The 13,168-nt window shown below is 63.2% G+C and carries 12 protein-coding genes; 7 read left to right on the top strand and 5 right to left on the bottom strand.

Going from position 1 to position 13,168, the window contains the following annotated elements:
• Nucleotides 1-70: 70 nt before the first annotated feature.
• Together OPIT5_13420 and OPIT5_13415 are read left to right on the top strand one after the other, a co-directional pair.
• A complete protein-coding gene (locus tag OPIT5_13420; protein ID AHF91055.1) occupies nt 71-2,044 on the top strand; it encodes a hypothetical protein in 1,974 nt (657 codons plus the stop codon).
• Nucleotides 2,045-2,068: 24 nt separating this feature from the next.
• A complete protein-coding gene (locus tag OPIT5_13415) occupies nt 2,069-3,232 on the top strand; it encodes a hypothetical protein (protein ID AHF94369.1) in 1,164 nt (387 codons plus the stop codon).
• Between the two features lie 272 nt (nt 3,233-3,504).
• Here the strand turns inward: OPIT5_13415 and OPIT5_13410 are convergent, their stop codons facing one another.
• Nucleotides 3,505-4,545 carry a LacI family transcriptional regulator gene (locus tag OPIT5_13410; GenBank protein AHF91054.1) on the bottom strand — a complete coding sequence of 347 codons (1,041 nt, stop codon included), beginning with the start codon at nt 4,543-4,545 and terminating at the stop codon, nt 3,505-3,507.
• An 84-nt stretch (nt 4,546-4,629) separates the two neighbouring features.
• Here OPIT5_13410 and OPIT5_13405 point away from each other — a divergent pair, with 84 nt between their 5' ends.
• Genes OPIT5_13405 through OPIT5_13395 form a run of 3 tightly spaced genes read left to right on the top strand, consistent with a single transcriptional unit; the run spans nt 4,630 to nt 7,648 of the window.
• Complete coding sequence (locus tag OPIT5_13405; GenBank protein ID AHF91053.1) at nt 4,630-5,490, top strand: anchor protein; 861 nt, start codon at nt 4,630-4,632, stop codon at nt 5,488-5,490.
• A 32-nt stretch (nt 5,491-5,522) separates the two neighbouring features.
• Complete coding sequence (locus tag OPIT5_13400) at nt 5,523-6,737, top strand: hypothetical protein (GenBank protein AHF91052.1); 1,215 nt, start codon at nt 5,523-5,525, stop codon at nt 6,735-6,737.
• A 20-nt stretch (nt 6,738-6,757) separates the two neighbouring features.
• A complete protein-coding gene (locus OPIT5_13395) occupies nt 6,758-7,648 on the top strand; it encodes an oxidoreductase (protein AHF91051.1) in 891 nt (296 codons plus the stop codon).
• Nucleotides 7,649-7,663: 15 nt separating this feature from the next.
• Here OPIT5_13395 and OPIT5_13390 read toward each other — a convergent pair whose 3' ends face one another.
• The 3 genes from OPIT5_13390 to OPIT5_13380 are packed head-to-tail and all read right to left on the bottom strand — an operon-like array spanning nt 7,664 to nt 9,451.
• Complete coding sequence (locus OPIT5_13390; protein AHF94368.1) at nt 7,664-7,765, bottom strand: hypothetical protein; 102 nt, start codon at nt 7,763-7,765, stop codon at nt 7,664-7,666.
• Nucleotides 7,766-7,779: 14 nt separating this feature from the next.
• Nucleotides 7,780-9,213: a hexuranate MFS transporter gene (locus OPIT5_13385; GenBank protein ID AHF91050.1), complete on the bottom strand. Its 1,434-nt coding sequence runs from the start codon at nt 9,211-9,213 to the stop codon at nt 7,780-7,782.
• Nucleotides 9,214-9,250: 37 nt separating this feature from the next.
• The gene (locus OPIT5_13380; GenBank protein AHF91049.1) at nt 9,251-9,451 is read right to left on the bottom strand and encodes a hypothetical protein; all 201 of its coding nucleotides are present in this window, start codon (nt 9,449-9,451) and stop codon (nt 9,251-9,253) included.
• Between the two features lie 165 nt (nt 9,452-9,616).
• Here OPIT5_13380 and OPIT5_13375 point away from each other — a divergent pair, with 165 nt between their 5' ends.
• Together OPIT5_13375 and OPIT5_13370 are read left to right on the top strand one after the other, a co-directional pair.
• Nucleotides 9,617-10,294 (top strand): antibiotic resistance protein, encoded by a 678-nt coding sequence (locus OPIT5_13375; protein ID AHF91048.1) that lies wholly within the window; start codon nt 9,617-9,619, stop codon nt 10,292-10,294.
• A gap of 289 nt (nt 10,295-10,583) precedes the next feature.
• Entirely contained in the window at nt 10,584-11,990 is a 1,407-nt protein-coding gene (locus OPIT5_13370) for an acetyl xylan esterase (protein ID AHF91047.1), read from the top strand.
• A gap of 117 nt (nt 11,991-12,107) precedes the next feature.
• Here the strand turns inward: OPIT5_13370 and OPIT5_13365 are convergent, their stop codons facing one another.
• Nucleotides 12,108-13,142, bottom strand: a complete 1,035-nt coding sequence (locus tag OPIT5_13365) for a LacI family transcriptional regulator (GenBank protein ID AHF91046.1) — start codon at nt 13,140-13,142, stop codon at nt 12,108-12,110.
• Between the last annotated feature and the right edge of the window lie 26 nt (nt 13,143-13,168).

Below are 13,168 nucleotides of genomic sequence, written 5' to 3'. Positions count from 1 at the left end.
GATGCTCGCCGCTCCGTTGCTTCTCCCCCTCCGATTCCTCTTCTTTTTCCCATTCCCTGAACAATCCACCATGCACCGCATCCTCGTCACCGCGCTCCTCATCTTCGCCCCCCTCGCCGCCCCTGCCACCACCTGGCACATCAACGCCGCCACGGGCAATGACGCCGCTCCGGCGGCGACCGCCGGCCTCACACCCGACACGCCCTTCCTTACCATCCAGGCTGCCGTCGCCCGTGTTCAACCCGGCGACACCCTCCTCATTGCCCCCGGCATCTATTTCGAACACGTCACAATCCCCGCCACCCTTCGCGGCACCGCCGACGCCCCCATCACGCTTCGCGCCGCCACACCCGGGACCTCAAACCCCTCTCCCCATTCCGTCATCATTACCGGGGCCGATATACGTATCCGTAAAACCAAAACAACCTGGGAACTCGTTGACCCTGCCACGCATCTCTATCGCACCCACTACCAGCACCCCGCCGCCGGCTGGCCTGCCCGCGTCCTCTACGACAACACCGACCTCTATCCCTACGCCACGCTCGATGCCCTCAACACCTTTCAAACTCAAAACGCCCCCGGCCCCCTTCACGGCTATTATTACGACGAAACCGGAAAACAACTCTACCTCCGCCTCCATCCCCGCCATGCCCGCCGCGCCGCGGGTGCGCCCGACCTTAACCCCGCCAGCCACATCATCGCCGTCGCCCCTCCAACCGGCGGCGGCTTCGAAGGCACCCTCATCAGCCAGCCCGCACACTACAACATCGGCATTCTCGGCGAACGCCCGGCGCACATCCGCATCGAAGGTTTCACGTTCGAGACGCCCGGCGTCGCCGGCATCTACACCGAAGCCCCCGACGTCACCATCACCGACAACTGGTTTTACGGCTGCCGCACCGCCGTCTCCGGCAACTATCAGGAAACCCCCATCGACCCGGCAAAAGGCCATGCCTTCAAAAACCTCCGCCATGATCCCGCCACCCTCGACCACGTCGCCGCGCGCGTCACCCTGCGCCGCTGTTTTTTCACCCAGTATCCAATCTTTGAGGATATCGCCGACTGCTTCGCCCGCCTCCCCGAAAACATCCCCGCCGGGCGCGCCGGGAGGGCCGTCCGCTACGGAGCGATGTGGCATCGCAAGGGTGCCGGGCAGGGCTTGCCGTCCGAACTTTTCAAGTACGAGATCGGCATCGCCTGCCGCATCGGGCGCGACTGGACCATCGAAGACAGCATGATCGTCAACGCCTTCGAGGGCCTTTCCTGCCACGCCGTCGCCGGCAGCGAAAACCTCGCCGTGCGCCGCAACCTCTTCGCCCGCCTCGCCGACAACGCCATCGAAACCGAAGACTGGTCGCGCGGTATGACTGTCACCGAAAATCTGATACTCGACACCCTCGAACCCATTTCCTGGCAACCCCTGCGCGGCCTTCCCTGGCCGACCGATATCGTCATCACCCGCAACGTCATCGTAAACACCCCCGCCCATGCCGACTACTGGAAGCCCGTGCTCAGCGGGCGTGGCGTCTTCAAGATCGGCGCGTCCGCCTCCAACTGGAGCGCCCTTGCCAGCATGGCCGGCGTCCCCAAATCCCCCGCCCTCGGAGGACGCGGCATCGAGATCAGCCACAATCTCGTCTGGTTCCCCGGCGGACGCCTTTTCACACTCATCGGCGATCGCAACGTATCCATCCCGGAAATCCGGCTGCACGACAACCTCTTCGCCACCGACTGGCTCTTCGATGTCACCGGCAACGCCAAAAACGAGATGACCGCCGGCCATTTCACACTTGCCCGCAACCTTGCCATGCCCGCCCGCTCCGGCGTTCCCGGCCCCGGCGCTATCGGCGCGGGGGACGGCGGGGAATCGGTAGACAATGCGGCAGCAGCAGGAGTGCCGGGAGCGGCAGCGCTGGATTTTCGGACTGGGGCAGGCTTGGCGGCGGCCCGTCCGGGCGTGCCGACGCCGGATCTGCGGAAGTTGCTGACCTTTGATTTCGAGAGCGGAGATTTGACGACCCTGCGCTGGCCTTTGGGGGAGTAGCCGGAGGGATGCCGCTATCTTGCCATGAGCCTGAAATCGCAACGGTTGTTCCGTCTCCCCGGTTTGGCCGCAAGTCTGACTTTTGCCCCGGCGTTGTTGTGGGCGGACGCGGGCGGGCTTGAGCGGGTCTTTCCCGCGGAGGAGTGGACGGTCGCCGCGCCACACGCACTGGGGCTCGATCCCGAAACATTCGAGGCCGCGATCGGGCGGCTCGATGCGATTTGCGGCGAATTGGGCAATCGTCGCTCCGTGGTGGTTTACAGGGGGTATGTGGTCTGGCGGGGAGCCGGGGCCGGTTCGGTGGAGCCGGTCTGGTCATGCACCAAGTCGGTGCTGAGCGTGTGTATGGGCTTGTTGTGGGACGACGGGAAACTCGCCCCCGATGATTATGCGTGGCGGTTCGACCCGGCCCTGAAGAGCGACTATCCCGGAGTGACGCTGGCGCATCTGGCGACGTTCACCAGTGGTGTGAATTACCACCACAAGACACACGCGGTGGGAGCGCCCCGCCATGCGCCGGGTGAGATTTTCCGATATTCCGCGGAGTCCGACCTGCTGGCGCGCTTGCTCACCGTAGCAGCGGGAGAGCGGCTGGAGGCGTTGTTTGCGCGGCGCATCGGCATTCCGCTCGGCATCCGGAGCGAAGAGTGGACGTGGGGCGTGAACCGCTTCCCCGACGGCGTCGTTGCCAATGGCGGGGCAGGTTATCCGGAAACGGGGTTGCACACGACGCCGCTGGCCCTGGCCCGCCTGGGCTGGTTGCTGGCCAACGAAGGCCGGTGGGCCGGGCGGCCGTTGTTGAGCGCGGACTACGTGCGGGCGGCCACGCGCCCCCGGGTCGCGCCGGAGACCAGACCGTTTGAGGGAAATGCCTGGTATGCCGTCCTGCCGGGACGCTACGGATTGAACTGGTGGACCAACGGGGTGAATGCGCAGGGGAAACGCCTGTGGCCGAACGCGCCGGCGGAAGCGTTTGCCGCACAAGGCAACCGGAACAACATCTGCATTGTCATTCCGTCATGGGACCTGGTGCTGGTGCGGGGCGGCGGCGACGCGGCAATCGATGTCGGAAGATATGACAAGGTGCTACAATTGTTGCACGAGGCGGGCGTCGGAAGGAACGACCGGGCGCAGGCGGAAAGAGATTTGCCGTCGAAAGCAGGAACGGACGGAAAAGCGAGAAACTGAAATCGCCCTGCAAGAGGGGAAATGCCGGCGGCCGGAAGCCGCACCGCTTCCTGCACCGTGCCGGCGCCCTGCATGTCGCCACCGTCACCCGCCACCCGACTCTCGGCCCCGACGCCCGCTGGCTCGTTTATAACGACGCCAATCCTGCCCGCCAAGGCGCCTGGCTGCTTGGCCTCGAAATCGAGTAATATCACCGGGATTACGCAGGTTCTGGATGCCAGCCGTTCATTCCGGATTTCCCGGCGTGTCATATGCCGGGCGGATTGGCGCAATCACTGTGCGCGTGTTGTTTTTCCGTGAACCCACTGGCCGCGGATGTAGAGGTCGGAAAGTTCGTTTTCCCGCGGCACACCCCGCCGGCCCTGGTGAATCATTGACTGGACCATGTCCACCGCCGCAGCCCCCATCCGGTGATGATCGATTGCGTAACCGGAACAAGGATACTCGCTTCCCTGCAGCGGAACCGAATATCCGGCGAGGCCGAGATTCTGTGGCACCCGATAACGGGTTCCCTTCAGCTTTTCGAGAAACGCCATGGGAAACATCGTCATCACGGCGTCAAACTTGTGGCGCCTGATCCAGGGGACCGGTGACCAGTCGGCAGCCTCGTCATAAAACAACGGCGGGGAATCTTCGACCGGAATGCCGTCCAGCCAGAGACACTTGAGATAGGTTCCAAGGTAGATGTGATGCTTGCGCTCTTCGGAAATGCCGATGTTGCAGAAACCGATCCGGCGATATCCCAGGCTGCGCAATTCCGCGTAAATCGTGTTGAGGATCGTGCCTTGGTGGTGATTGACGTGGTTCAGCCTGGGTTCGGAAAAGTATTCGCCTATGACTACGGCGGAAAAGTGCTCCCACCGCATGAACAGCGTCGGCATGCGCAAGGCGAGAAGGACGAGTCCGCGAATACCGCGAGCGTGCAACACCGAACTCAGCCGCATTGATCCGGATTGGTCGGGATACACCCGGAAAAGCTCCACATCATACCCCAGATGTCGCGCTCGTTCTCTCATGCCGGCTACCTGCTGCCGCAGCGGAACAGGGAAACCGGATTCCTTGCGGTCGAAGTCGTGGAGCACCGCGATTTTTCCAAAATCCCCCGCCTTGCGTGTGCGGGCGCGGTAGGCGACCAGAGCGGAGAGAGCCGGATCGGGCACGTAACCGCGCTCCTCCGCCAACGCCTGGATCCGCAACCGGGTCGATTCGCGGACACGCGGATCATTGCGAAGAGCCAGTGACACCGTGGACTGGCTGACGCCGGCTTCCTGCGCGAGGCTCGCCGTGGTTACGGGGTAGCTTGGAGAGGTCATTTTTCATTAGTATGAAATTCTGCGGGTTTGCTTCAAGCATAATGGAGGCTCGTTCTGCCTGCACTGGCCTACACCCGAAAAATCATGAAAACTCCACTACACCTCCTCGCCGTCCCTGCTCTCCTTTCAGTGCTCCCTCTTCCGGCATTCGCTCTTTATAATTTACCGGATACCAAGCTCGACGGGACGGCCGGTGCAAATACGTGGTACGTGTCGGGGGATACCAACACGACTTATCCTGGCGGCCTGAGTTATTCGGCGGACGCCGGCAACCCGACGCTCACCTGGACACTGGGGAGTTCAGGGAAATACAATTACATGGTCGCCACCTTCGATGCCGTCACTCTGGCGAATGTCGGAGATTCGCTTGTCCTTTCCTGGCAGATCACACCAAGCGGAAGTGATGTTTTCCGAAATGTCGATGGTGCCCTCCGGGTTGGATTGTTCAACTCGGGCGGGAGCCAGATATCGGGGAACGTCAGCGGCGCCACCGATGCGAGGTTCAACAACGACACCGGCTATGCCGCCCTGTATGCGCCCAATGCCACGCCCGGTGCCAACAGCAAATTTTTCCGCAGAGGCAACGGCAATGAAAACTTGTGGTCGGGGCGCACGGAGATTGCCGATTCTCCCACGCTGGTCAGCCCGGGAACCGGTGTCATCACCGGCTCCCTGACCCTGAAGTTGATCGAGGGAGGCCTTCTGATAACCAGTGTCATCAATGGCGGCACCGGGCAGAGCGTCACAACCGCCAGCAACCTGGTGACCACCTTCGACGCCCTTTCCTTTTTCGCCACCTCCGGCAAGGCCGACTCCACATTGACGTTCCCGGAATTGAGCGTGACTTACGTTCCTGCAGTTCCCGAGCCCTCCACCTGCGCGTTTCTGGCAGGAGCGATCCTGCTCGCGTTCGCCGTGATTCGCCGCAGGCGGGAGATGCCCTGAAATCAGTAAACGGGTACTGTAGCGACGCACGCATGATGAGACTCCTTCCATTCCTGTCATTCCTCGTGATCTGCATGACCACCACCCACGTTCTCGACGCCCAGCCCTGGTTGCTGGACAGCCCGGTCATCACCACTCCCGAACTCCGGGCATGGCGCAACGCCCGAATCCTCCCGGTGGCGTCGTCGCTGAACGAGCACAGCATACACAGCTACTTCAACACCTGTCCGGAGAGCCCGGATGGACGCTATGTCCTGTATTTTTCCTCGTCCGCCGCGAACGGTGAAAAAGGCGATCTTCGCATCATGGAGCGAGCCACCGGAGTGGAACGGACGCTGGTCACCAACCTCACCGCGGAAGATGCGCACCGGGTGGCATGTCAGCAGTGGATCGCAGGAGGGCGCATGGTGGCGTATCATGATTTTCGTGATGGTCTCTGGATTGTCGCCGCCGTGGACATCGAAAGCGGACGCGAACGTATCCTTGCCTCGGACCGGCAACTCGGCTTCGGAGCCCCTGCCGGTGAATGGGTCCCTGTTTATGGCTGCCACTGGAAACCGGGCAAACACCGGAACCTGGAACTGATAAACGTCACGACAGGCACAATCAAACCTGCCGTGCTCGCTAGCGACGTGCTTGCCAGGTATGGCCAGGAGGTGGTCCGGATGGTCGGCGAAGGAGACATTTCCCTCTTCTTTCCGGTGATGAGCCCGGACGGGAAGAGGGTCATGTTCAAAGTGTCCCGCGGCACTGACACCGACAATTTCCGGGCGCGCAAGGCAAGCAAGCGGGAAGGCAAGTTTGTGTATGATCTCGCCGCACAACGCTTCATCGGTTTTTATGAGCGCTGGGGACATCCGGCGTGGACGCCCGACAGCACCGGTATTCTTGAAAAAGGAATCCGTATCTACTATCTGAATACTTCGACCATCCGGCGCCATGCCGTCGGAAGCCCGAGTAATCACCAGAGCGTGAGTCCCGACGGGAGGCTTTACGTGACCGACTCGGATATCGCCAGGAGGGAAACCGGGAAACCCGGTGAGTGGGGCATCATTGTGGGGTCGCTCGAGACCAACGAATTTACAACCATCCACCGTTTCATGAATCGCGACGGTGCCCGTTCATGGCGAAAACCCGATCCACACCCGGTCTTCAGCGCCGATGGAAAACGTGTGTATTTCAACATTAGCGACGGAGGCTTCACCCGTCTTTACGTCGCGACAATCGCCGCTATTCCCGCTCGCTAGCTCCCTCCTTCTCAAAGCCCATGTCTGTCCGTTGCCTCAATACAGCCATTGTCGGAATCGGCGGATTCGCCGGAGCGCACCATGCGGCTCTGCTGGATATGGAACGCGCAGGTCGGGCAAAAGTCGTCGCCACCTGTGATCCGGCCCTGGATTCACCGGGAGTGCGTTGCGCAAAATACGAATTCAAAAATCGCGGCGTTCACATGTATCGGGATTTTGACGACCTGCTGGCCGCGCACGGCGACCACCTTGATGTCATCCACCTTGTCAGCCCAATCCGTTTTCATGCCGCACACCACCGTGCCTGCGTGGAACGGGGCATCGCCTGCTATCTGGAAAAACCGCCGACTCTCGATCCGGAGGAGCTGGAAGCAATGATCGCGACCGACACCGGCGCCGGAATCAAGACGCAGGTCGGCTTCAACCATATCGCCCAACCCTGGCGGTTGCGGCTCAAGGAGCGTGTTCTGGCCGGCGAATTCGGGCGCATGAGGAGGGTGGCGTTTCAAGGGCTCTGGCGGCGACCGCTCTCCTACTGGTTCGACACCAACACAAAAGGCATCAGGCAACGCGATTGCCGCGGGTACCAGTACAACCGCTATTTCCGTACCGATCCCGGCCTCAACGACGCCATTCCCCTCTCTGCCATCGAACAGCCCTCGCGCACACTCATGATGTGGGACTCGATCGGTGTGGGCGACGACAGCGAACACACCACCTGCAGACCGCCGGGTTACTGTTTTCCGAAATACAGGCATAACGGAAAAATCAACCTCCTGATGGTATCCGGGGCGGTGGTCCCTCGACGCGGTATCAATAACCCCGACGAATCCGTAAAGGATACACACCTGCCAGCGAAAAACGGGGGCATCAACTGGACCAAAAGCGGCGACCCGTTCTTTTTTTACTGATTCCGGGCCGATCGATCACGGGTCCGGAAAAACTGTCTGTTCGCCACCGATCGCCTCTTCGGTCTGTCCGACGATTCCAAAAACGGGATGATCGCCGGCCGCTTCATGACCGCGCATCCTTCAGCACCCGTTCATGCCGCCCGTTTCCCCGCGCCCTCGCGATGGATGCCGCCGAGCCAGAGAACGAGGCAGGCGAGCGGATGCAGGAAAGCCATCGCCACGAACCACGCGCCGTAACCGCTGCCCGCCACCGCATCGAGAACGGGGCCGAAGACCGTCTGGATGCCACGATCGAGAAAACCCGCGGCACTGCCCGCAGGTGCCGGGCCGGATACCATCCGGGCGACGAGCGTGTTCATGATGATCCCTCCCACCGTGCTGCCCGCCGCCACCACGCTGAAGACCGTGCCGAGCGAATGTTTCGGCACCACATCCACCACCAGCGAGCTGATGTTGATCAGAAATGCCAGTGACGCCACCACCGCAATCGAGGCAAACACCATCGTGCCCGTCATCCCCGTGATCGAGGCGATGACCGGCGAGAGCGGCATCAGGCAGGCGCAGCCAACCATCACGCGCATCCGGCTGGCCGCCGGCAATATCCCGCGCCTGACCAGCGCTCCCGACAGCCACCCGCCCGCGAGGCTGCCCACGCCCGCCGCCGCATAGATGATCCATGTGATCGTCAGTTGCCCCTGCTCCAGGTCGCGCGCGGCGTGCAGGTATTTGGCAAACCAGAACTGGTAAAAGTACCAGACGGGATCGGTCATGAGCCGCCCCGCGAGCAGCAGCCAGACAATGCGCGACGAAAAAACGCGGCCCCATGTCCAGGGCGTGTTGTCGGCGGCAGGCGCCGGGACGAGCGCTGCCGGCGAGGCGGCGCCCGCCGGTTTGTCGCCGGGCTCCGGTTCCTCGATCAGGGATATTTCCCGGTCGGTGACGAAACGTGATTGCCGGGGCGTGCGGTAAAAGGCCGACCACGGAATCAGCCACAGCAGGCCAAGCGCCCCCGTAATGAGAAACGCCATACGCCATCCCGTGCCGTTGCCGAGCAGGCGGGCGAGAAAGGGCAACTTTTCGACGTAGGGAAACTGCGCGAGCGGGATCACGATGTAGGGCGCCACCGTCGCGCCGATCGTCGAACCCATCGTATAGAGACCGATCGCGAGCGCGCGTTCTCTCGCCGGAAACCATTCCGACACCGCTTTCGAGGCCGCCGGCCACACGCCCGCTTCGCCGAGCCCGAGCGCGAAACGGAACGTGCCCAGCGAACGCATGCCGTGCGCCGCGGCCGTCAGCATGTTGGCCACCGACCACCACGCGACAAACACCGCCATGCCCGCCCGCGTGCCGAGCCTGTCGATGAGCCGCCCGGAAACGAGGTACGAGATCGTGTAGGCGACGAGGAAGATGTTGACGATGTCGGCATAGGCGCGGTCGTCCATGTCGAGGTCGTGCTGGATCGTCGGCGCGAGCGCGGAAAGCGTCTGGCGGTCGACGTAGTTGAGGACGGCGGCGAGAAAGATCAGGGTGATGATCCACCAGCGAAAGTGCGGGATTTTCATGTGGAAACGATATGAGGGGAGCCCTGGCGCAAACGCGTCACCGGGCCGGCGTGACGGGTTCCCCGGTCACCTGGAGTCGCGCGGGTACCGCGGGGAGAACGGAAAGATGCACGGAAAGCAGCAAGACCCCTGACCAGGCCAGGAAACGGAGGACAACAGGGCGGAACGCGGGAAGACGGATAAACATGAGGGGGAAGCCAGCAGACACGGCCCGCAAGACGAGGGCGAGCCGTGGCATAGTGAACCCGTTCACTGATCCGGCCTCCCGATCATGCTCCGGCGGGTTCCGGTCCGGGTGGCCGGCTGCTCCCCGGCCGGGTGAGGATGCCGTTACCGGCTCGGGTCCCTCTCATGTCCCCGGGGCTTGCGCCCGACCGGCGGAGCCGTTCCATTCGCCGACGACATGAGCCTGATCTTCGCTTCCATCGCCGCCCTCCTCCCGATCATCAACCCGTTCAGCACGGCGCCGCTGTTCCTCGCCATGACCGAGGGCGACACCGATGCCGAACGCGTGGAGCAGGCGCGCAAGGGCGTGATCTACATGATCGCCATCCTCGGGAGCTTCCTGCTCTTCGGCAGTTTCATCATGAACTTCTTCGGCCTCTCGCTCCCCGGCCTGCGCATCGCGGGCGGCATCCTCGTGGCGGGCGTCGGCATGCGCATGCTCTACCCGAAAGACGACCACGACCAGACGCCGCAGGAACGCGCCGAGTCGCGCAAGAAGGAAGACATCTCCTTTACCCCGCTCGCCATGCCCAGCCTGAGCGGACCCGGCGCCATCTCGGTGACGATCGGCCTCACCTCGCTGGCGTCAGGCTGGCTCGACTACGTGAGCATCCTTATCGGCATTCTCGTCGTGGCCACCATCACCTACATCGTGCTGCGGCTGTCCACCCGGCTCGTGCACCATCTCGGCGTCAACGGCCTCCACGCCATGACCAAGATCATGGGCTTCCTCATCCTGTGCGTGGGAATCCAGTTTATCGTCACCGGCGTGCGCGGCATCGCGAGCGACCCGGAACTGCTGCGCGAGATCCGCGCCGGACTGGCGGAGCCGGCAGGCGACGGGGTGGAAAAGTAACCCTGAGAACCGCAGCGGAGAGAACCGCTGAAGGGCGCTAACGGACGCTGAACAAAGACATTGCCTGGCAGGATGACCCAACGATGTTTTCACCCGGCAGGTGAATCCCCCCTGTCTCCTGATCCCATCGTCAATCGCTTCTCCTTTAGCGACTTTTAGCGTCCTTTAGCGGTTTCAAATTCGGAATCCAGGCGAAACGGTTTGCCGGAAGAAATCCGCCCAAGGGACCAGTTGGCCAACAAAGGTGAGCCTTGCCGCGCTCCTGTTTCCGTCTCACAATTTTCTCTCCATGATCTCTCCCGCCCCTGCTGTCTCCCGTCTCTCCCGTTCCCGCGCGGCGCTCGTTGCGTCGTGCCTGCTCGCCGCGGCGTTTGTCGCCACCGGCGCCCTGCCGCTGTCGGGCCATGCGCAGACATCGGCTCCGGCTGCCGCCGCCCAGGCCGAGTCCGCCAAACTGTCGCTCACGGTCTCCGCCGACCGGGCCGACGCGATCTACCGCCAAGGGGAAACCGTGACGTTCACGATCCGCGTCACCGGCGCGGATGCCGCCCCGGAGGCCCAATGGACCCTCAGCAAGGACGGCGTGGCCCCCAAACGTTCCGGCACCGTCGCGCTCGTCAACGGCGCGGCCACCGTGACCGGTTCGCTCGACGAACCCGGTTTCCTGCTCTGCCAGGTCACCCTCCCCGATCCGGCAGCGAAACCCGATGCGAAAGGAAAAACCACAGCCCTCGGCGGCGCCGCCATCGATCCGCTGAAAATCGCGCCGAGCCTGCCGGTGCCGGACGACTTCGACGCGTTCTGGGCGGAAAAGAAAAAAGCCCTCGCCGCCATTCCGGTCAATGCCCGCCTCACGCCCGTCGCGCCGCCGAAGTCGGCGGACGCCACAAAAATCGAGACCTTCGATCTGCAAGCAGACAGCCTCGGCGCTCCCGTATCCGGTTATTACGCACGTCCCGCCGGCGCGAAACCGAAGAGCCTCCCGGCGATCCTCACGGTGCACGGCGCGGGCGTGCGCAGCTCCAGCCTGAGCGGGCCGGCGAACTGGGCGGGCCGCGGCCTGATCGCGCTCGATATCAATGCGCACGGCCTGCCCAACGGGAAACCGGCCTCCTTCTATGAAGCTCTCGCGAAAGGCGAACTGCGCGACTACCGCGCACGCGGTCGCGATTCGCGCGAGACGATCTACTTTCTCGGCATGTACCTGCGCCTCGTGCGCGCCATCGATTTCCTCACCGCGCAGCCGGAGTGGGATGGCCGCACGCTGATCGTCTCCGGCGGCAGCCAGGGCGGCGCCCAGTCCATCGTGGCAGGGGGACTCGATCCGCGCGTCACCTACATCTCGGCGGGCGTTCCCGCGCTCTGCGACAACACCGGCGTGCTCGTCAACCGCCAGCGCGGCTGGCCGAAGTTCCTGCCCGAAACGAAGGCCGAGGCGGAAAAAGTCCCCGAAGTCGTGGAGGCGGTGCGCTATTACGATGCGATGAATTTCGCCACGCGCGTGAAGGCCGAGGCGTATTTCACGACGGGCTTCATCGACACGACCTGCGCGCCGACCTCGGTTTACGCGGCCTACAACAATCTGCCCGGGAAAAAGGCCATCTACAACGACATCGCCAGCGGACATCGCAGCTCTCCGGCGTGCGGCAAGGCCAAAAACGACGCGCTCATGGCTTACCTCGCCACGCGCAAGTGAGTAGCACGGGCTTCCAGCCCGTGTTCCGGAGCCACATGGCCAAGGATGGCCATGCCACGCAAACCCACGGGGATTGGCAGTAAAAGCCCGTGCCACGTCAGCACCCGAAATAGGACTTCACCTCGCCCGCACGCTCCGCCCCTCCATCCACGTTCCCTCCACCAGCGTCACTGACGGCACCTCCGGTACGCCGCGTTCGTTGCGTTGCAATTTCCCGATCAACAACTCCACCGCACGCGCGCTCACCAGCGTGTGATTCTGACGCACACCGGCCACCTCGCCCGCCGGATCATCCTCGCTCACATCCAGATTGATGTAGCCGATGTCCTCCGGTATTCGCAGCCCCAGCGCCCGCAACCATGGACGCACATACAACGGGTCCACGGTCATCACCGCATCGGGCCGCGCCTCGCGCAACCACCGCGCAAACCCCTCCTGCGTCCACTCGTCCGACAGAAACAACGGCACCCGACTCCGTATCCCGATCCCCAATACCGACTGCGCCGTCAGGTATCCCGAACGAAACCGGTGATCCAGTCGCTCATCCCACAGCCGCCGCACCGCCAGCCCGATCCGCTTGTATCCGCGCTCGTGCAGCCGCCGGAACCCCAGTTGCGCCACCTGCGCCTGATTATTGGTCACTACATCCAGGCGCGGCTCCGGCGGGTTGGGGTCGATCCGCACCGCGCAATAATGTGACCAGTCCAGCGGTAGCGGTCTGACCTCGTCAAACGACGCCAGCACCAGCCCCGTGATCGCCCGCGTTTGCAGCACCGTGTTCCATCGCTCCGGTGACATTCCCGCGCGCCCCAGATGAAAATGCGCCAGACGGTAGCCCATTGATTCCGCCCGCTGCTTCGCCCCCGCAAAAAACTCCCGGTGCGCCAGCACCTCGCGCCACCCATCCGGCGTTTCCCAGTTCGTCAGGTACCCCAGCGTCGGGTGATTGCGCGGATGCTGCCCCGCCCGCACCGTGGCCATCAACGCCGCCACCATCGGATTGGTCTGATAGCCCAGCCGCCGCGCCGCCTCCTGCACCCGCTCCCGCGTCGTCGCCCGCAATGCCGGACTGTTGCGCAACGCCAGCGACGCCGTCGTGAAATGCACCCCCGCCGCCGCCGCCACATCACGAATTGTCACCCGTTGAGCCATAGGTTTTCAACGTGTATAATTACGCC

This window comes from Opitutaceae bacterium TAV5 (assembly GCA_000242935.3).
Classification (GTDB): Bacteria; Verrucomicrobiota; Verrucomicrobiia; order Opitutales; family Opitutaceae; genus Geminisphaera.
The sequence above is the reverse complement of the archived record's forward strand: the minus strand, read 5'-3'. Positions and strand labels throughout refer to the sequence as shown.